This is a genomic window from uncultured Rummeliibacillus sp., from assembly GCF_934216135.1.
Classification (GTDB): Bacteria; Bacillota; Bacilli; order Bacillales_A; family Planococcaceae; genus Rummeliibacillus.
The window spans coordinates 61,852-83,271 of the sequence record NZ_CAKQBI010000003.1; the positions used below are offsets into that span (position 1 = coordinate 61,852).

Consider the following 21,420-nt stretch of genomic DNA (forward strand, 5'->3'; position numbering starts at 1 on the left):
TCCTTACACGTGCACAAAATTTTGTGCACGTGTATTTTTTTAGTAAAAATGGAATGTTTTTATGATATATTATTACTATATAAATAAAAATGAGGCGATATTTTAAATGAGAAAAATAAAACTGAACAAACGAAAGGTATTATACTCTGCAAGTTTCATTTTAGGTATGACTTTATTTTCTGTTAATGCAAACGCAGAGGATCATAACGATGGAACAAGTACATCATTAAATACTATTAATGAAAATGATACTACCATTACAGATGAAACAAACGAACAGCAACAAGAACTTCAATTTGCTAAAGTATTATCATCTGTTGAGCTTGTCACGCCAGAAACACTAGAATTCACTCATCTATCTTTACCTGTAAGCCAATATACATACAATGTAAAGCAATCGAGCAACAAGGATTATGCTGAAGTACAGATTGGCGGGAATACATATTGGGTTAAAATCGACAATTTAACAGCTTCCGAAGAACAACCAAAAGAATTGGTAGAAAAGCGTCATTTAACGATTAAAACAAAAGGTAAATTTACTGTTTATGCATCAAATAATAACCAATCAGACGCTCTACTAGAAGGAACAACAGCTTCAAAATTCCATGTTTTAGATATAGTTAATGACTATTATGTAGTTGAAGTTGCTGGTGTAAAAGGATATATTCCAATCAGTCAAGTGAATCTCAATTATAAAAAGAATAGCAATGTTGAAGTTGCCACTAAATCTATCAAAGTCTATCAGAGCATCAAGGGTAAATACAAAACAATTGGTACACTAAAAAGTGGTGCGGTTGTAAAGGTTACTAAATCGACAACGAATTACCATCAAATCCAAATTGGCTCACAAAGATATGCAATACCTAAAAAAGGAACAATACCTACTGAAAAGTCTGCTTCTCTAGGTAAATTAGTAAAAGAAGTGTACCCAGTCACATTAAAGGTAAGCTCAACGAATTATGTTTATTCTTCTAAGGGAAATAAAATCGGGACTATTTTAAAAGGACAATCAATTACCCTTAAAGGCTTAAAAGGGAATAAGGGTATTATCAATTTCATGGGTAAATCAGGTTATGTAAATCTTAAGTACTATAACCATTCAAATATGGTAAACCCTAAGAAAAGTATTACGTATGGTAGGTACAATTATTACCTTCGTGTTATAGCACAGTTATACCCCGAATTCACTGAGATTGAAAAAATAGGAAAATCAGTACAAGGTAGATCTATTTATGCACTACGAGTTGGGAATGGTAAAAAGGAAATTTTAATGGATGGTGCCATACATGCTAGAGAACATATGACAACAAACGTTTTAATGGAAATGATAGATAATTATACAGTAGCGTACCGTAAAGGAGCACATTTCGCTGGGTATAATGTAAAAAGTACATTAAATAAGACAAGTATTTGGTTTGTACCAATGATGAACCCAGATGGTGTAACCTTAGTTCAAAAAGGCATCAATTCTATGGATCCTAAATATAAATCTACTTTGAAAAAATATAATCATGGTAGCAATAATTTCAATCGCTGGAAAGCAAATGGCCGTGGGGTTGATTTGAACCGCAACTTCGATGGTTTGTGGAAATACTTAGCATACACACCGAAATCATTCATGAATTATAAAGGGCCAAGTGCATTCTCAGAACCCGAAGCACAAGCTTTAAAAGCATTTGTACAACGTCATCATTTTAAAATGGACTTATCATACCATTCATCAGGACAAATTGTTTATTGGTTTAACTTCCAAAAAGGTTCTAACTACAAACGAGATTTAAAATTAGCTAGAAATGTGGCAAGAATAACAGGATATTCAGTAGTTCCACCAATGTATTATCGTGGATCAGGTTCTTCTGCAGATTGGTTTATTTTAAATCAAAAGAAACCAGGTTTAACAATCGAAATCGCACCATACGCAGGGAATGGACCAGTTCCGCATCGCTACTGGACTAGTGTTTGGAACAAAAACAAATCTATCGGTCTATTTGGATCGAAAGAGGCAAGTAAATAAAATTGAATTGAAAAACTCAAGGTAGTTAAAAGCTAGATTAAAAACAAAGGCAGGAGAAAAATTCCTGTCTTTGTTTTTTGTATGGAGTAAAAATGTGGTAGGGCAACAAAAAGGATGTTCCACCCCATGTCATTTAACATCATCCCATTAATGAAAGGCTCGTACTATTGACAAACGCCTAAAGGATTATCGTCTGGGTCGTAAAAGGTGAAAAATTTAGTATTCTCATCTCCACTTATTTGGTTTACTTTTACTTTCTTTGAGACTAAATGTTTATGAATTTCTTCTATGTCATCATTGGGAATAAAGTTATAATATTTACTTACTCCAAACTTATTTTCTGGAAAATTCATTGGTTGGGGATTTAGCGTTCTAACCAGGCATACTACCGTCTGAGAGTGTTCGCCAATCCTCATTACTGCAGCCTCTTCTTCGATATAAATTAGTTTGAATCCAAGAATATCCCCATACCATATTGCTGAATTTGCAGGATCTTTAACGGGGATAAAAATTCCCTCAACACCTTTTAAAAGTGCATTTGTCATATCATATAACCTCCTGTGTACAACATAATACTAACTTCGAGAAATCATCTGTTAAAACCTTCTTCGATTAAACTATCTTAGTTTAATTAACAATTACCTTTAATATTCTCTTTGAGATTCCTGGCATATCAGTGTAAACAATAAGATTTTTTATAGAAAGTCCGCTATACTGAAGAAGAGGTGAAAGAAATGTTTGTAAGTGAAAAAGAAATAGAAATTCGATATGCAGAAACGGACCAAATGGGGGTAGTATATCATGCGAACTATGTCATTTGGTTGGAATTAGGAAGAACACAGTTGATTCACGATCTTGGATTTTCTGTTACAAAATTTGAAGAGGATGGTTATCTTTCTCCAGTTATGAATATCAATGTTAGTTATAAGGCAGCGATGCGATATGGAGAAAAAGCCATTATACGTACATGGGTTAAATCACAAGATCGTTTACGTACCGTATATGCTTATGAAATCCTACATACCGATGGAACTGTTGCTGCAACTGCAACTTCTGAACATATAGTTGTAAAAAAAGAAAGTTTTCGACCCGTTCCTTTTAATCGTGTGGATGAAGTATGGTTTAATAAATATAAAGAAATTGCAGAAATCCAACAATAATATTGTCCAAAACAAAAAGCATGCTATTAGCATGCTTTTTGTTTGTTATTGTTTATATTCGTACTTCAATTCATCGATCTCTTCATCAAAATCTACGATCAAATCATGGTCATTAAAAAACCATTCATCATCTTTTTCGATAAAGAATGTTATTCCATTTCTTTGTAAAACAATGGATGGGGTAAGAGGATCATCTTTACTCATACCAAGTGAAAACCCTGTATGAAAAGGATTAGAGCCCCCATAACGTGCGTAAAAGCGAATGTAATCACCCGATTGCGCATTCATTTCATCATAAAACCACTTTAAAGCTTGTTCTGTAATGACAATTTTCATGTGAGCTCTCCTCTGGAAAACTTGTTATAACCAATTTACTTTTGGTTCTGTACCATCTTTTATACGTGAAATATTGGAACGATGACGATAAAATATAAAGACAGCTAGTATTGTAACAATAAATAATAGCAAATATTCTTTTTCCAAAATAGCAAAGATAAGTGCGTAGATAAATGCAACAACAGCTGCAAAAATAGATGCAAGACTAACCATTTTAAATAATTTTAAACAAATTAAAAAGGCAATGACTAGTAAAATAAAGAGTGGCCAGTGATAACCTAATAGCATACCGCCTGAAGTTGCAACTGCTTTACCACCTCTAAAACCGGCGAAAATCGGAAACATATGACCGAATACTGCTACAAGTCCAGCGACAAGAGGATGCAAGCCACTGTCTGCGAAAATAGCTAATGTTGGTAAAAGGGTAGCAACTGTTCCTTTTAAAATATCCATAACCATTACAACAATACCCGCTTTTTTTCCTAACACACGGAAGGTATTTGTTGCACCTAGATTGCCACTGCCATGTTTACGAATATCTGTTTTATAAAATATTTGTCCGATCCATAGCGCAGAAGGAATAGATCCTATTAAATAGGCTAAAACCAAAACTAGAAAAATAATCATAAAAAACTCCTTCTTACTTAGTAGTTGGTACTATTATAATGTACTAATAGTTTATCATGAATTCGCTAGAATACACAATACAACAACTTTATTTCTTCTTTATAATAATATTCTTATTTTCTTTTCGTTTCAACGTTTGATACAATAAATGCTGTATGTAAATAAAAATGCAAGAAGTTGACAGTTCTAAAGTTTGTGTTTAATATGAATAGAAGTAGAACGGGTGTTTGTATTTAGGGGGAATTTTTTTGACAAGTAAACAGACAATCACGTCTTACAATGAAGATGATATTCAAGTACTAGAAGGATTAGAAGCAGTTAGAAAACGTCCAGGTATGTATATCGGTTCAACAGATGGTAGAGGTTTACACCATCTAGTGTATGAAATCGTCGATAATGCTGTGGATGAAGTACTAGCTGGTTTTGGTAATCATATCATTGTAAAAATACACGCTGATCAAAGCATTAGTGTACGTGACTATGGACGAGGTATGCCAACAGGTATGCATAAAACAGGTAAACCAACTCCAGAAGTAATTTTCACCATATTACATGCAGGTGGGAAATTTGGACAAGGTGGCTACAAAACAAGTGGTGGATTACATGGTGTAGGTGCATCCGTCGTGAATGCATTATCATCATGGTTAGAAGTAATTATCCATCGTGATGGAAGTAAATATCGTATGCGTTTCGAAAATGGTGGAAAGCCCGTAACAACATTAGAGAAAATAGGTTCTACAAAAGAAACAGGTACATTTATACATTTCAAACCAGATGCTACGATATTTTCTACAACAAATTATAATTTTGACACATTAGCAGAACGACTACGCGAATCCGCATTCTTATTGAAAAATTTAAAAATAGAGTTAATCGAAGAAGCTACAGAACGTCATGAAGTATATCATTACGAAAATGGTATAGAAGCGTTTGTAGCATATTTGAATGAGGAAAAAGATGTTCTTCATCCGGTTAAATACGTAGAAGGTACACAGGATGATATTGAAGTAGAATTTGCATTCCAATTCAACGATGGCTATTCTGAAACCATTTTGTCATTCGTCAATAATGTTCGAACTCGTGATGGTGGAACACACGAAACTGGTACAAAATCAGCAATGACTCGAGTATTCAATGATTACGCAAGAAAAATTGGTCTATTAAAGGAAAAAGATAAAAACTTAGATGGTTCAGATATTCGAGAAGGCCTATCTGCCATAATTTCCGTTCGTATTCCTGAAAATCTATTACAATTTGAAGGTCAAACAAAAGGAAAACTAGGTACTTCAGAAGCACGTGGAGCAGTTGATGCTGTAATTTCTCAAAAGTTAATGTACATTTTAGAGGAAAATGCTGAGTTAAGTGCTTCACTTGTCCGCAAAGCTATTCGTGCACAACAAGTTCGTGAAGCAGCACGTAAAGCAAGAGAAGATGCCCGAAACGGTAAAAAGTCAAAAAAACAAAGTACAATTTTATCTGGAAAGTTAACACCAGCACAATCTAAAAATGCTGCCAAGAACGAATTGTACCTTGTCGAAGGTGACTCTGCCGGTGGATCTGCGAAACAAGGACGTGACCGTACGTTCCAAGCAATCTTGCCGCTTCGAGGTAAAGTTATCAATACGGAAAAAGCTAAATTGCAAGACATTATGAAAAACGAAGAAATTTCAACGATTATACATGCAATAGGTGCGGGTGTTGGTTCTGATTTTAATGTAGAAGACTCAGCTTACGATAAAGTCATTATCATGACCGATGCTGATACCGATGGTGCGCATATCCAAGTATTATTATTAACATTCTTCTTCCGTTACATGAGACCGCTTGTAGAAGCAGGGAAAGTGTATATTGCACTACCACCGCTTTATAAAGTATCAAAAGGTACTGGACGAAAAGAAGTTGTGGAATATGCTTGGACAGAAAAAGACTTACAAAAAGCCATTAAAAAAATCGGTAAAGGTTATATCTTACAACGCTATAAAGGTCTTGGTGAGATGAATGCCGACCAACTTTGGGAAACTACGATGAATCCAGAAACTCGTACATTAGTACGCGTTAAGATTAATGATGTGGAACGCGCAGAAAAAGGCGTAGCGACATTGATGGGGGACAAGGTTGAACCTCGTCGTAAATGGATTGAATCACATGTAGATTTTGGTTTAGAAGAAGATAACAACATTTTAGAAAGTGATTTTATTCAACAAGAGGAGGAAGAGCTTAAATGACACAGTCAGAGAAATATCAAGACTTGCCTTTAGAAGAAGTCATCGGTGATCGTTTCGGTCGATATAGTAAATATATTATTCAAGACCGTGCTCTTCCAGATGCAAGAGATGGACTTAAACCCGTGCAACGTCGTATTTTATATGCGATGTTCATGGAAGGAAATACACATGAAAAACCATTCCGTAAATCTGCTAAAACAGTAGGTAATGTAATTGGTAACTATCATCCACATGGTGATAGCTCCGTATACGAAGCCATGGTTCGTATGAGCCAAGATTGGAAAGCACGCCATGTACTGATCGAAATGCATGGTAATAATGGTTCTTTAGATGGTGACCCACCAGCAGCAATGCGTTATACAGAGGCAAGACTTTCTACTATTTCTGCTGAAATGTTACGTGATATTCAAAAAGAAACAGTTGACTTAGTGCCTAACTTCGATGACCAAGACATGGAACCAACTGTATTACCATCACGTTTCCCAAATCTATTAGTAAATGGTTCTACGGGGATATCTGCTGGTTATGCTACCGATATTCCTCCACACAACTTAGCTGAAGTATTAGATGCAGTCTTAATGCGTTTGAAAAACCCAAATGTAACAATTGATGAGTTAATGACTGTGATTAAAGGTCCAGATTTCCCTACTGGTGCTATTATTCAAGGTATCGAGGGCATTAAAAAGGCATACGAAACAGGTAGAGGAAAAATAATTGTTCGAGCTAAAACAGAAATTGAACAATTAAAAGGATCGAAAGAACAAATTGTTATCACTGAAATACCTTACGATGTGAATAAGGCTAACCTTGTTAAGAAAATGGATGAAATGCGCCTTGATAAACGTTTAGAGGGAATTGCAGAAGTTCGTGATGAATCTGACCGTACAGGATTACGTATCGTTGTTGAACTGAAAAAGGATATTAGCGGTGCACCAATTCTAAAATATTTATTGAAAAACACAGATCTTCAAGTAACTTATAACTTCAACATGATTGCCATTTACAATCGTCGTCCAACGATGATGACTTTACCACTTCTTTTAGATGCATATATCGATCATCAAAAAGAAGTAGTTATTAGACGTTCGAAATTCGACTTAAAAAAGGCAAAAGATCGTTTACATATTGTTGAAGGTCTGATGAAAGCATTATCGATTTTGGATGAGGTTATTGCCACCATCCGTTCTTCCAAAGATAAAAAAGACGCAAAAAACAATTTAATACAAAAATTTGCCTTTACGGAAGTTCAAGCCGAAGCAATCGTTTCGTTACAATTGTATCGCTTAACTAATACTGATATTACTGAATTGCAAGAAGAACAAGATGAGCTACACAAGAAAGTTCTTGAACTGCAAAGTATTTTAGATAGTGATGCCAAATTAGTAAAAGTACTTCAAAAAGAATTGCAAGATATTAAGAAAAGATTTGCTGAACCTAGACGTTCAGTGATACAAGAGAAAATTGAAGATATTAAGTTAGATATGGAAGCACTTATTCCTAGTGAAGATGTAGTTGTTACAGTTACGCAAGATGGTTATATCAAACGTACAAGTATTCGTTCATATAATGCTTCGAATGGTAAGGATATTGCCATGAAGGAATCTGACCATTTATTGTTTGAATCTACGTTAAATACACAACAGCACATATTGCTGTTCACTGATAAAGGGCATTATATTTTCCAACCGGTGCATGAGTTACCAGACATTCGTTGGAAAGACCTAGGACAGCATATTTCAAGTATTGTGCCACTTGATGCAGACGAAAATATTATCAATGCTTGTGGCGTAACAGACTTTAAAGCGGATCAATACGTTCTAACGATTACAAAATATGGACAAATTAAACGAACGGCATTAGCTGACTTCTTTGTCCAAAGATATACAAAACCATTGAAAATGATGAAAGTTAAGAAAGATGATTTGGTTATTTTTGCTGACATTGTAGAACCGACAATTGAAGTTTATCTAACAACTTATTGTAGTTATGCAATTCGCTTCAAGCTAGATGAAGTACAAGTTACCGGCATTAAAACAGCTGGTGTTAAAGCAATGAATTTAAAAGATGATGATTATATTCAAGCTGCTAATGTTATTCCCGAACATCACAAAGGAAAAGTAATGATTGTGACTCAACGCGGGGCAGTGAAGAAGATGGCATTAGATGAAGTAGAAACAGGTAATCGCGCATTACGAGGCGTTCTTACTTTACGTGAATTAAAGAAAAACCCACATAGAGTTTGTGCTGTTGTTTATGTTGAAGAAGGGGAAGGAATTCAACTTACTACTGAAAAAGGAATTCAAGAAGAACTTCGAGAAGGTCACTATCGATTGGCCGACAGATTTTCAAATGGTTCCTATGCAGTGGATGTTGATACAGACGGCGAAATTATTCACGTTCAAAAACTTCCTGCAATTGATGCAAAAAAATCATAAAAACATTAGGTAGTCTAAATATTCGAATTAAGTTACAATATCATTAAGAGTTATGAAAGGAACTGGTATCAGTTCCTTTCTTTTTTTGGAGGTGAAAGTATGCTAAAAAATCGCAATGTTTGGATTATTTTGAGCGGTGAGTTGATTGCAGGTTTAGGATTATGGGCAGGAATCATTGGAAACTTAGAATTTATGCAAGAAAAAGTACCGTCTGATTTTATGAAATCTCTTATTTTAGCAAGTGGATTATTTGCAGGGATTTTAGTAGGGCCAATGGCAGGAAGAATTATTGATCAATCTAACAAAAAAACAGTAATGATTTATTCAAGTGCTGCCCGTATAGTAAGTATAGTGTTTATGTTTATAGCGTTAGCAACAGACTCTATTATGTGGATGGTTATTTTTCTAATCACTATACAAATTGCAGTTGCATTTTATTTTCCAGCCTTACAAGCTTGTTTGCCGCTAATTGTAGAGGAGAAGGATTTACTTCAACTAAACGGCTGGGATATGAATATCTCAACAATTGCAAGGGTAGCAGGTACTGCACTTGCAGGCTTAGTTCTTGTATATGCACCACTTAGTGCACTGTACGTGATATCGATGGTAGCGTATTCTGTCATGTTGTTATTTACTTTTATGCTGAAACTACCCAACACGCAAGAAAGTCTTCAAAAAACGGCTAAGAAGGATGCTAAACGTAATTTTAAAGAAGTATTCCCATTATTAAAACGTGATCCGGGCATTAAATATACACTTATTTTGTCTTTTATCCCTGTTTTATTTTTAGGGTCATTTAATTTACTCGTTATTTCTATTAGTGAAATTCAAGATTCATCTTCGATTAAAGGGCTTATTTATACAGTCGAAGGGGTTTGTTTTATGATTGGATCGTTTGTTATTAAATATATCGGTTTAAAGTGGAAAACAAATCACATATTATTCTTTGCATTGTTTATCGTTGGAGCCGCTGAATTATTGCTTCATTTCGCGCATATTCCTATTTTATCCCTTATAACATTTGGTTTAGTAGGTTTCTCAGTAGGGTGTTTCTACCCAACTGTCATGACGATATTCCAACAACAAGTGCCAAAAGAGTTTCATGGTCGTTTCTTCTCTTTTCGCAATATGTTAGATCGCACTTCATTTCAAATCGTTTTATTGTCAACAGGTGCATTATTAGATCTCATAGGACTTGAAAATATGGTAATGTGTTTTGGAGCTTGTAGTCTTTTGATAACTTTATATTATTTATGGAAAATGAAGAAAGATAAAATTCAAATAGAAACAGGACAAAAAGCAGCTGCCTAATAGCTGCTTTTTTGGTTTAGAGATTTCTATCTATAATTCTATTATGTATAATAGATATTATATTCTGAAATTTCAGTATTTTAAAAGGGGGAATAGTATGAAGAAAGTGTTATTGTACATTTTTATGGTGTTAGGGGTTATTGTTTTGAGTGCTTGTGGGAATAAAGATACCGGAAACAAAGGCGCAGATTCGAAAGAAAGTTCTCTTGTTTATGGCCGGGGCACCGATTCAGTTTCTCTTGATCCAATTACGATTACAGACGGTGAATCGTTTAAGGTAGCTCGTAATATTTATGAAACGCTCGTACAATTTGGGGAAGATGATACATCGATTAAACCAAGCTTAGCGAAAGAATGGGAAATATCTGAAGATCAGTTGACCTATACATTCACCCTGCAAGAAGGTGTTAAATTTCACGACGGAACAGTTTTTAATGCAGAAGCAGTTGTCAAAAACTTTGAGCGTTGGATGAATGGCACTGTTGATCAATTTCCATATTACGGTGATATGTTTGGGGGTTTTGTAGATGATAAAAACCATATTATTGATACGGTGAAAGCATTAGATGAACATACCTTCGAAATAAAGTTAAAAAAACCTTCTGCAGCATTATTAAATAATTTGGCAATGACAGCATTTTCAATTGCAAGTCCATCGGCTATTGAAAAAGAAGGAGATAAATTCGGTGAAAATCCTGTTGGAACTGGACCATTTAAATTTAAAAGTTGGAAGCGAAATGATTCAATTGAACTTACAAAGAATGAAGATTACTGGCAAAATGGATATCCAAAAGTGACAAAGTTAATCTACCGTACATTGCCAGACAACGCTGCTAGATTAAATAGTTTGGTAACAGGTGAAATTGATATTGCAGATGGCTTAAGTCCAAGTGATCATAAGCGTATTGAAGAAGATTCAAATCTACAATTACTAAAAAGGCCTTCGTTTAATGTGGGGTATTTAGGAATGACGATGACTCAAAAACCGCTTAATGATTCAAAAATAAGGCAAGCTGTTAGTTTAGCAATTGATCGTCAAGCAATTGTAAGTAGCTTTTTTGAGGGATTAGCGACAGAAGCAAAAAACCCCTTACAACCGACTTCTCTTGGCTATAACGAAAATACAGAGCCATATACTTTCGATGTAGAGAAGGCAAAAGGATTATTAAAAGAATCTTCGTATGACGGTAAAGTAGTAGAATTATGGGCAATGCCGGTACCACGTCCATACATGCCTGATGGACAAAAAGTTGCAGAAGCAATCCAAAAGAATTTAGAAACTATTGGGATGAAAACAAAGATTGTTACGTATGAATGGGCAACTTATTTAGATAAAACGAGAAAAGGTGAAGCACAGTTATTTTTACTTGGAGGTACAAGTGATAATGGGGATCCGGATAATTTGCTATCCTTATTCTTTGATGAATCAGGATCTTTGAATAATTCCCAACTAAATGATGTGAAGATACAAAACTGGTTAGCAGAAGCACGTTCTACGACAGATGAAACGAAACGAGAAGAAATTTATGGAGAAATACAAAATCGTTTACGTGAAATTGTGCCTGTTTTACCGCTGGTTCATTCAACGCCTATAGTAGGTGCAAGAAGTAACGTGGAAAATTACAAGCCGCATCCTACTGAAGCAGATGATTTGAAAAGTGTAATTGTGAAATAAAAAAAGCGTACGGATTGTCAGCAATATGTTATAAAGCACCTATTTAACTAATAGGTGCTTTTGATTCCAACGTAAAGATGTGACTTCTAATGAGGAAAAAAGAGAGTTAGTCTTCTTCTAAAATATATAATAAGATGACTATCGATTCACTAAACCTTTAAAGATATATTCAAAATTTGAGGCGAATGGCAAAGATAAAATACAAAATATTGAAAATTTATAATGAAAGCGTTTTATGCAATATCGCGTTAGAAAACATTACATTATTTTAAAAAATTCAGAAAATTGTATTGACTATTAATCATTTATGTGTAAAATTAAGATTAATAGCAAACATGTTATAAAACCTAACGTGCATTTGTTTAGAAAAATAACATAAGAAATGGAGTTGATGTTCATGGATGCAATGTATCTGATGAATAGCTTGTGGACGATGGTAGCGGCAATTTTAGTTATTTTTATGATTGGTGGATTTATATTATTAGAAGCCGGTTCCACAAGAATGAAAAATGCGGGGCACGTAGCTGGTAAAACAATTTTCACTTTTGGTTTAGCATCAATAGTATTTTGGGCACTCAGTTATGGATTGATCTTCGGTGGTAACGCAAACTTCTTAGTAGGTATGACAGACTTTTTCTACTCAGGTGATTTAGCTAAACCTGAAGAAGGAGGTCTTGCTACAACAGTATTCTTTGTATTCCAATTAGCATTTGCGGCAATTTCCGTGACAATTGCTCTTGGCGGTTTCGCAGAACGTGCGAAGTTTTCAGCTTATGTAGTCTTCACCATTCTTTTTGGAATTTTAGTTTATCCCGTTATTGCTCACTGGATCTGGGGTGGCGGTTGGTTAGCAGAACATGGTAAACAAGATTTTGCCGGTTCTACAGTAGTTCACTTAACAGGTGCGATGGCAGCTCTTGCAGCAACAATTCTATTAAAACCACGTATTGGTAAATTCAACAAAGATGGTTCATCAAATAACATTGCGGGTCACAACCAAGTATATACTGCATTAGCAGTTCTAATCCTTTGGGTTGGTTGGTTTGGATTTAACGCTGGTAGTACTGTATCAGTAGATGGTGCATTCTTCGGATTTGTAGCTCTTAACACGAACTTAGCTGCAGGAGCAGGTGCGGTAGCAGCAACTTTAATCTCTTGGTTTGTATTAGGTAAACCTGATATTCCAACGATTTTAAATGGTGCGTTAGCAGGGTTAGTTGCGATTACAGCGTCATGTGCATTCGTTGATGTATGGGCTTCAGTCGTAATTGGTTTTATCGCTGGTATTTTAACTTTCTATGGTGCACGTTTCTTAGAAAAAAGAAAAATCGACGATCCAATCTTCGCTGTTTCAGTTCATGGTATTCCTGGTATTTGGGGTACATTATCAACAGGATTCTTTGCGACAAAAGAACTTGCTTCAGTTGGTAAACCTGGATTGTTCTACGGTGGTGGTTTTGACCAACTAGGTGTTCAATTTATGGGTGTAGCTGTTTCTGGATTATACGCATTTGTCGTTTCATTCGCAATCCTTTGGGTTATGAAGAAAGTAATGGGAGGAATTCGTGTATCTGAAGAAGAAGAAATTATGGGCTTAGACATTAGTGAACATGGTAGCTATGGTTATCCAGAACAAATGGATAAATTATCGAAAGAAGCAAATGTTGTTGCTAGTAAAACTCATGTTAGTTCATAAGTAAAAAGCTTAATAGCTAGGCTACTTAACAAAAGGAAGTGCTTTTGTTGGACACTGGGGTGTTAACATACAAATCGATTAAGATTTGGAAAGAACAAAATATTTCTAAATACAAGGAAGATCTTTCTGGTCTGAACGCTTTTCATGATCAGGTTATGAAAAAAGTATTAGAGGTGGCAATCGTTAATTTACAAAAAGGATTGCCGCCTTGTGCTTTTTCGTGGTTTATAACTGGAAGTGGGGGAAGGCTCGAACAAGGTTTTATCAGTGATCAAGATCACGGAATGATTTATGTGGAAGATACTGAAGAATGCCGTACCTATTTTAAGTCTCTTGGAGAAGAACTTTCAGATGGTCTTGCATTAGTTGGCTATCCGTATTGTAAAGGCTACATCATGAGTTCAAATCCGCTTTGGTGTAAATCTTTGAAAAGTTGGAAAGAACAATTACTAACATGGATGGAATCAGAAAGTTGGGAAGCTATCCGGTATTTGCAAATTTTTTATGATGCAAGAGTTCTTGTAGGTGAAACACTATATATTAATCAGTTGAAAAGTGTTGTTTACAAATATCAATTGGAACAACCTAATCTTTTAAAACGGTTTATGGCAAATATTATGCATCTAAAAAATACAATTGGACCTTTGGGGCAAATATTAGTAGAACGTTACGGTCCATATCAAGGGTGCATAGATTTAAAGTACTCTGCCTTTGTACCATACGTTAATGCCATTCGAATATTGGCGATTAAAGAAGGCATTTACGAAACTTCAACATTATCACGTATTTCCGAACTAGTAAAAAAAGAAAAGTATACTAATTTATTAAGAAACTGCAATGACAATTTTGAACTTCTTTTAAAGTATCGACTCTCACTATTTAAAGTTGATGATTATTTTGATACGCACTATCTAAAAATTGCAGGACTTAGTAAAGCGGAGAAAAAACAGATTAAACAAATTCTTAAAACGGGAATTCGAATTCATGATGAAGTAATCGAACTTATTGAAAAAGGGTGTTAAATATGGTTTTTGAACCATTTCAGCAATTACTAAGATCTATACAAGGAAAACGTAATACAGGTGGATTAGGGGAAGTGCAAAACGCTCAACAAATTGCCTTTTTAAGAGGATTGCAAAAAGAAATACAGCCAGAAGAAGCGTTAGGAATCCCTTTAACTGAACTAAAGGTAGTTGTTTTCGATATCGAAACAACAGGCTTTTATCCCGAAAAGGGAGATGAAATATTATCCATCGGTGCAGTAAAGATGAATGGATCGCAAATTCTCCTAGATGAAACATACTATTCACTCATGTATACAGAAAAAGAAATTCCACCTGAAATCGTGAAACTAACGGGAATTACAGACGAAGCCATTAAAGCTGCTCCTCCAGCTTCTAATGTATTACTTGAATTCCTCGAATTTGTAAAAGATTCTACACTAGTTGCTCACCATGCGAATCATGAAAGAAGTTTTATGAAATATGCAAGCAATCATTATTTTAGAACACCTTTTAAATATAGAATTGTTGATACAGCATTTTTGTTTAAAATAGTGGAGCGTGACCTAAATATGATTAAACTAGAAGATTTTTGTGCATATAATGATATTCCAATCATCAATCGTCACCATGCATTAGGTGACGCTCGCTTAACGGCTGAACTTTGGAGTCTCTATATTGAAAAGGCCAAAAAAATTGGTTGTGAAAATTTGCAGGATGTCTATGAACGATATGCGCGATTATAGCCAAAAGTAAAAGTACAAACCAGTATGTTGGATTTGTACTCTTTGTATCTGTAGATTTAATTTTTCTTACTATGTTTTAAAAAGCTAAAGGTGGGATTCCCTGCTTTATTTGGATATACCTATAAGTAAAAGTTGTAGGATTACTTTCAAATTAATTTTGAACGTTATAATGCAAAAATCTTATTTGTGTCATAATTATGCTGCTTTATGATATAATATAATTACTATTTAATTTAATTTAAATAGAAAATTTGAAAAGGAAGTGGTTCTTTGTTAAAACTCAACATCTATAAGGATAATATGCATTATGTTGTGGAGTCTGTTTCTAAGATGGGGCAACAGGTAGACCATCATTCTAAAGATTCTCTTTATGAAAGTATTTATAAGCTGGGAAGACATATCCATATCAATAATGTCCACTTTTGCATTCCACGTGATTTAAGCCGATCATTGTTATCGTTCCTATCCATTGAATTCCCAGGAGAGCTTTATGAACATAAAATTACCATCAACGACTAATCCCATCCTACTTAATCTAAAAATTTATACACATTTCATATTATAAACAGATGATCTAAAAAGATTTAGGTCATCTGTTTTGTTTTCCTCAGTTTCGATAGTAAATGGATAAATTGACATAAAATTTATGTAGAACTACAATTATGTTATGAACACTTTAAGATAAACTGTGATTTAACTTAATAGAGGTGGTCATAATGGGAAACAGTTTATTATCAATAGATTGGGATTATTTTATTTCTTTAGACAATCAAAACGGTTCATCATGTATTGAAAATGAAAGAACAATAAACGATTTATGGTATAAGCGTTACTTTCAATTGAAAGCACAAGGTAAAGACATTCAAGAACGATATGAGCTTTCTAATGAGGTTGACAACTTTTGGCGCGAAATGAAAGAAATTTTCGAGTTTGACTCTCATATACATGTATATGTTTCGGACTCACATGCACTATCTTATAAAATCGCGCATGAGTTTAACTGTGATGATGTTTACCTTTTCGATGCTCATTCAGATTTGGGCTACGGAGGATTACCATCACTTGATTTTGAATTAAATTGCGCAAACTGGCTCGGAAAATTGTTAAAAAACAATGAAGTAGATGAGGCACATATTGTTTATGGACCGTACACTGCTGAAAAACCTGAGTACTTTAAACAAATGAATAAGCGCTTTCATATCGAATATCCAAAGCTAAATGATTTGCAGCCTAAGGAGAAGATTTCAGCAATTCATATTTGCCGTTCTGGAGCTTGGACTCCGCCATGGTTAGATGAAAAATTTGCTGAATTTATTCAAAAAATGGGCATTCCTTATACAGTTGTCGATTGCCAATTAAGAAAATGGAATCCATCTGACTTAACCTATGCAGATCAAGTACAATATTTGATAGAATAAAAAAATTTCTTACAAATTTTTATGAAATGGATCATTTGTCCAATTATATAAAGTTATAAATCTAAAAAGATGCAGATTCAGTATCATTGAATTTGCATCTTTTTGTAATTTATTCAAGAAAACTTTTAACACTTTCTTGCATATAGTACAGAGATTGAAAGATGATTTATACTGTATTATTTTAAAAGATGATTTTACATTAAAAACGTGGGATGTTATATATTGAAACATCAAACCGAATATTTATAATACAGTTTTAGAGGTTTCTAAAAAATTGCGAAAAAATAAAATAATTAATAATAGAATTTTTGAAATTTTTATAAAAAGGGTTTGACAGTTTGTATAAATTCCATTAATATTAGCTTCAGCATAAATAAAGTTGCTCTTATTAGTAACCGTTGAGACGAGGGGTCTAGGATACGGTGGCAAACCTGTCTGATTATTTTATCAGACGTTGGGGCTCAACCTGAGCGCAAAATGTACAAAGTTTTGTGAACGATAAGAGGATAAGCAGTTGATATTATATCGAAGCTTTCCTTCTAATGGTTGGAGAGCTTTTTTCTATGCTAAAAATGACATTTTTTAGTAGGAGTGATAAATATTGACTGTTTTTAATTTACCAAGGAATCATTTTATTGAAAAAGGGTCTACTCAAAAATTGCATTATTCTATAAAAAAGCTAACGAATGTACATTATTCAAGATTACTTCACAAATCAATTGAGGAGGGTATTGAATAATGAACAGCATTCAAGAACAGCTACGTATGAGTGAGTTACCGAAAGATCAAGAAAAAATGCCATTATTTGATGCGCTTGTCCATTATGCCAATAGAAATACAATACCTTTTGATGTTCCAGGACACAAAATGGGCGCACAGGCTAGTCCTTTAAAAAATATACTTGGTGAAATGACGATGAAAATGGATGTCAACTCTATGAAAGAGTTAGATCTTCTTAGCCATCCACAATCAGTCATAAAAGAAGCACAACAACTTGCGGCAGATGCTTTCGGTGCAGACCACGCATACTTTTTAGTAAATGGTACAACATCAGGGATATTGGCGATGATATTAGCTACTTGTAAACCAGATGATGTATTAATCGTACCGCGAAATTGTCATAAATCAGTTATGAATGGCTTAATATTGAGTGGGGCAAAACCTGTATTTATCGAACCTGAAGTGGATGTACATTTCGGCATTTCACATGGCATTTCAGTTGAAAATGTCATAAAAACACTTTCTGCATATCCGGAGGCAAAAGCAATTTTAGTTACATATCCAACCTATTTTGGCTCCATGAACGAATTACGAACAATTTGCAAGTTAGCACACGATCGCAATATAGCTGTTATCGTAGATAGTGCACACGGGGCACATTTACCATTTATGCCGGAGCTAATAGATCCAATCACTGCTGGTGCTGATATCGTCACCATGAGTATGCATAAAACAGGTGGTTCATTAACCCAAAGTTCAATTTTGCTTTTAAATGAAGGGCGTATTTCAGCGAAAACTATGCAAAAAACATTGAACATGATCCAAACAACTAGTGCGAATTATTTGCTTATGAGTTCTTTAGATGTTGCAAGACATGAACTTGCACTTTATGGATATAAACGCTATCAAGCATTAAAACCACTAGTGGAGAGAGCCATCCACGAAATCGAACAACATACTTGTTTTGAAATACTGAAAAAAGATTTTGTGAAAAAACATAATATGCAATCCTATGATTGGACGAAACTTGTAATACGTGTAAATGATAGCGGATTAACAGGTTTTGAGGTTTACACATTATTAAAAGAAAAATACCAGATTCAAATGGAACTTGCTGAAGGATATGTCGTTATGGCAGTCATCACAACAGCAGATGATGAAAATTCTTTAAAAAAATTAGTATGGGCTTTGCGAGAGATAGATCGACTATATAGCAGAAAAACACCTATCTATTCTACAAGTGTCACCTCAACACATGCCAATATTCTATTGTTAAGTCCAAGAGATGCCCATTATGCTGAGCATGAACTAATGTCTATTGATAGGGCGCTTGGTAAAATAAGTGCTGATTTGTTAATGATTTATCCTCCAGGCATTCCGCTTGTTATTCCTGGGGAATTGATATCTGAGGATGTCATTCAGCAGTATCATTATTATTCTCAGACTTTTGGAAATGTTTTAACAGAATCAGCGCTTGAACATCATATAACCGTAGTAAAAGAATAAGAAAAGTAGAAGAATACCATCAAGCAAATGAAGGAGTAAATTATAAATGCAACATAAATCATTAAATGTTTCAACATTCATAGGATGCGACAATCAGTATGAAGAATCAGACCTTGTACTTTTCGGTATTCCGTTTGATGGTACGACAAGTTTTAGACCAGGCACACGTTTTGCCATGCAAGCAATTCGACCAGACTCATATGGTTTAGAAACATATTCACCATATCTGGAGCGAGATTTAGAGGATATGGCGATTTATGATAGTGGAGATGTAGAACTTCCGCTCGGAAATACACAAAAAACAATGGATGCAATTTTATCTTATACACGTTCAATTGTTGCAGATGACAAAAAATTCGTCATGGTTGGAGGAGAACATTTAGTAAGTTATCCAACTATTCAAGCAGTCTATGAAAAGTATCCAGATTTACATGTAATTCATATAGATGCACATACCGATTTACGTGAAGACTATATGGGAGAAAAACTCTCTCATGCCTCAATTATAAGACGTTGTCATGAGTTCTTAGGGGATGGACGAATCTTTCAGTTTGGTATCCGTTCAGGTCTAAAAGAAGAATTCGAATGGGCGAAGGAACATACTTATATGGAGCGGTTCACAATCAATACTTTGGGAAAAATTGTAGAAAAATTAGAGAATCTTCCTATATATATAACCATTGATTTAGACGTACTTGATCCCGGAACATTTCCAGGTACAGGAACACCAGAACCAGGGGGGATTACGTATAACGAATTATTAAACGGTATTCAACAATTGCAAAAACTAAACAATATCGTTGCAGCCGATGTTGTTGAACTATCACCATCTTATGATCCATCCGGCGCTTCCACTGCAGTTGCATGTAAAACAATCCGTGAAATGCTACTCACTGTAGGGAAATAAATAAGATTTTTAATGCGTAACTTTAATTTCAAAGAAAAAACAGGACTGTTGAGATTATCAGCAATCCTGTTTTTTTGTATAAAAATTCACAATGAATATGTGTTTAATATAGAAATTATTCGAAATTGTCAAATATCCATAATTTATTTAAACTAAATATTTCTATTTAGAGAAAAATGAGGTATATAAATACCTAAAAATTATAAAAAACAAAGAAATTTATATATTTATTTTTAAAAAACTATTTACCTTTTTAATATTTATGATAATATATGTATAAATATTAAATTAATTATTTTCAAAAAATTATTGGAGGAATTACGATGGAAAGTTGGCTCGATTTATATGACAATATGGGGAATTATTTAGCACCAAGTATGGCTAAAGATCACCCAAATTTACCTGTAGTAAAAGAGGAAGGTTGTTACTACTACGGGGCAGACGGTAAAAAATATTTAGACTTTACATCAGGAATTGCAGTTGCTAATACAGGACACCGTCATCCTAAAATCGTGCAAAGCATTAAAGACGCTGCTGATCAATTGATCCATGGACCATCTGGGGTCATCATGTATGAATCAATTTTAGAACTTTCCAAACAACTTGGTGAAATTCTTCCAGGAGATTTAGATTGTTTCTTTTATGGAAATAGTGGAACGGAAGCCGTTGAAGGTGCTTTAAAACTTGCTAAATTCACAACGCAACGTCCATATGTGATTTCCTTTACAGGTTGTTTCCACGGACGCTCAATGGGTGCACTTGGTGTAACCACTTCGAAAGCAAAATATCGTAAATTTATGCAACCATCACATCTGTCTTATCAAATACCATATGCAAATGTGAAAGAAGCACCAATGGGTCAAGACCCAATTCAATATGTAGTGGACAAGCTAGAACACGATTTTAACCAATTATTCAAACATCAAGTAACACCAGAAGAAGTGGCAGCGGTAATTGTAGAACCTGTTCTTGGTGAGGGTGGTTATGTCATTCCACCAAAAGAATGGTTACAAAAAATCCGTGAAATATGTGATCAATATGGAATATTATTGATTTTTGATGAAGTGCAAACAGGTTTTGGACGAACTGGTGAATGGTTTGCAGCCCAAACATTTGGCGTAACACCAGATATTATGGCCATCGCAAAAGGCATTGCCTCAGGTCTTCCACTAAGTGCAACAGTCGCAAGTCACAAACTAATGAAAAAATGGCCAATCGGTTCTCATGGTACTACATTTGGAGGAAATCCAATTGCTTGTTCAGTAGCACTTACTACACTCGAAGTTTTCAAAGAAGAACATCTTGTTGAAAACTCTAAAGAAGTTGGAGCATATGCGGTTGAACAACTTAAGAAAATCCAAGATAAATACGATTGTATCGGAGAAGTTCGTGCAACAGGTTTAATGATAGGAATCGACGTCATTGATGCAGAAACTGGACTTGGAGACGGAAAAGCTTTAAAAAGAATCCTAGATTTAGCATTAGAAGAAGGGGTGCTTTTCTACCTTTGCGGGAACGAAGGGGAAGTAATCCGAATGATTCCACCACTTACTGTTACAAAAGAACAAATTGATGATGGACTAACAATGTTAGATAACGCTATACAAAAATACAAAGAAGAATTGAAATAAGGGAGTTTTTAA

General features: G+C 34.6%; 17 protein-coding genes. 14 read left to right on the plus strand and 3 right to left on the minus strand.

Features of this window, described 5'->3' with window-relative positions:
• Positions 1-106 precede the first annotated feature (106 nt).
• Positions 107-2,014 (plus strand): M14 family zinc carboxypeptidase, encoded by a 1,908-nt coding sequence (locus tag Q0977_RS03080; RefSeq protein ID WP_299510507.1) that lies wholly within the window; start codon positions 107-109, stop codon positions 2,012-2,014.
• 164 nt (positions 2,015-2,178) lie between these two features.
• Here Q0977_RS03080 and Q0977_RS03085 read toward each other — a convergent pair whose 3' ends face one another.
• A complete protein-coding gene (locus tag Q0977_RS03085) occupies positions 2,179-2,559 on the minus strand; it encodes a VOC family protein (protein ID WP_299510509.1) in 381 nt (126 codons plus the stop codon).
• 189 nt (positions 2,560-2,748) lie between these two features.
• Here Q0977_RS03085 and Q0977_RS03090 point away from each other — a divergent pair, with 189 nt between their 5' ends.
• Entirely contained in the window at positions 2,749-3,174 is a 426-nt protein-coding gene (locus Q0977_RS03090) for a thioesterase family protein (protein WP_119415736.1), read from the plus strand.
• A 45-nt stretch (positions 3,175-3,219) separates the two neighbouring features.
• Here Q0977_RS03090 and Q0977_RS03095 read toward each other — a convergent pair whose 3' ends face one another.
• Together Q0977_RS03095 and plsY are read right to left on the minus strand one after the other, a co-directional pair.
• Positions 3,220-3,510, minus strand: coding sequence for a HesB/YadR/YfhF family protein (locus Q0977_RS03095; RefSeq protein WP_119415737.1), 291 nt, complete (start codon positions 3,508-3,510; stop codon positions 3,220-3,222).
• A gap of 24 nt (positions 3,511-3,534) precedes the next feature.
• Positions 3,535-4,137, minus strand: coding sequence for a glycerol-3-phosphate 1-O-acyltransferase PlsY (gene plsY, locus Q0977_RS03100; protein ID WP_119415738.1), 603 nt, complete (start codon positions 4,135-4,137; stop codon positions 3,535-3,537).
• Between the two features lie 248 nt (positions 4,138-4,385).
• Between plsY and parE the strand changes: the two genes are divergently transcribed.
• The 12 genes from parE (at position 4,386) to Q0977_RS03160 (ending at position 21,408) form a co-directional block, all read left to right on the plus strand.
• Positions 4,386-6,362 carry a DNA topoisomerase IV subunit B gene (gene parE / locus Q0977_RS03105; RefSeq protein WP_299510516.1) on the plus strand — a complete coding sequence of 659 codons (1,977 nt, stop codon included), beginning with the start codon at positions 4,386-4,388 and terminating at the stop codon, positions 6,360-6,362.
• A complete protein-coding gene (gene parC, locus Q0977_RS03110; protein ID WP_299510518.1) occupies positions 6,359-8,797 on the plus strand; it encodes a DNA topoisomerase IV subunit A in 2,439 nt (812 codons plus the stop codon). Before parE ends, parC begins: the two co-directional genes overlap by 4 nt.
• A 99-nt stretch (positions 8,798-8,896) precedes the next feature.
• Positions 8,897-10,108, plus strand: coding sequence for an MFS transporter (locus Q0977_RS03115; RefSeq protein WP_299510520.1), 1,212 nt, complete (start codon positions 8,897-8,899; stop codon positions 10,106-10,108).
• A gap of 97 nt (positions 10,109-10,205) precedes the next feature.
• Positions 10,206-11,783: an ABC transporter substrate-binding protein gene (locus Q0977_RS03120; protein WP_119415742.1), complete on the plus strand. Its 1,578-nt coding sequence runs from the start codon at positions 10,206-10,208 to the stop codon at positions 11,781-11,783.
• Between the two features lie 397 nt (positions 11,784-12,180).
• Positions 12,181-13,479, plus strand: a complete 1,299-nt coding sequence (locus Q0977_RS03125; RefSeq protein WP_299510522.1) for an ammonium transporter — start codon at positions 12,181-12,183, stop codon at positions 13,477-13,479.
• A gap of 47 nt (positions 13,480-13,526) precedes the next feature.
• The gene (locus Q0977_RS03130; protein WP_299510524.1) at positions 13,527-14,501 is read left to right on the plus strand and encodes a DUF294 nucleotidyltransferase-like domain-containing protein; all 975 of its coding nucleotides are present in this window, start codon (positions 13,527-13,529) and stop codon (positions 14,499-14,501) included.
• Between the two features lie 2 nt (positions 14,502-14,503).
• Positions 14,504-15,226 carry an exonuclease domain-containing protein gene (locus Q0977_RS03135; protein ID WP_299510526.1) on the plus strand — a complete coding sequence of 241 codons (723 nt, stop codon included), beginning with the start codon at positions 14,504-14,506 and terminating at the stop codon, positions 15,224-15,226.
• 270 nt (positions 15,227-15,496) lie between these two features.
• Positions 15,497-15,745: a hypothetical protein gene (locus Q0977_RS03140; RefSeq protein ID WP_124217056.1), complete on the plus strand. Its 249-nt coding sequence runs from the start codon at positions 15,497-15,499 to the stop codon at positions 15,743-15,745.
• A gap of 197 nt (positions 15,746-15,942) precedes the next feature.
• Entirely contained in the window at positions 15,943-16,644 is a 702-nt protein-coding gene (locus tag Q0977_RS03145) for an arginase (RefSeq protein ID WP_299510530.1), read from the plus strand.
• A 738-nt stretch (positions 16,645-17,382) separates the two neighbouring features.
• Positions 17,383-18,870 (plus strand): aminotransferase class I/II-fold pyridoxal phosphate-dependent enzyme, encoded by a 1,488-nt coding sequence (locus Q0977_RS03150; RefSeq protein ID WP_299510532.1) that lies wholly within the window; start codon positions 17,383-17,385, stop codon positions 18,868-18,870.
• 46 nt (positions 18,871-18,916) lie between these two features.
• Positions 18,917-19,777 (plus strand): agmatinase, encoded by an 861-nt coding sequence (gene speB, locus Q0977_RS03155; protein WP_119415861.1) that lies wholly within the window; start codon positions 18,917-18,919, stop codon positions 19,775-19,777.
• Between the two features lie 323 nt (positions 19,778-20,100).
• Positions 20,101-21,408, plus strand: coding sequence for an aspartate aminotransferase family protein (locus Q0977_RS03160; protein ID WP_119415862.1), 1,308 nt, complete (start codon positions 20,101-20,103; stop codon positions 21,406-21,408).
• The last annotated feature ends 12 nt before the right edge of the window (positions 21,409-21,420 follow it).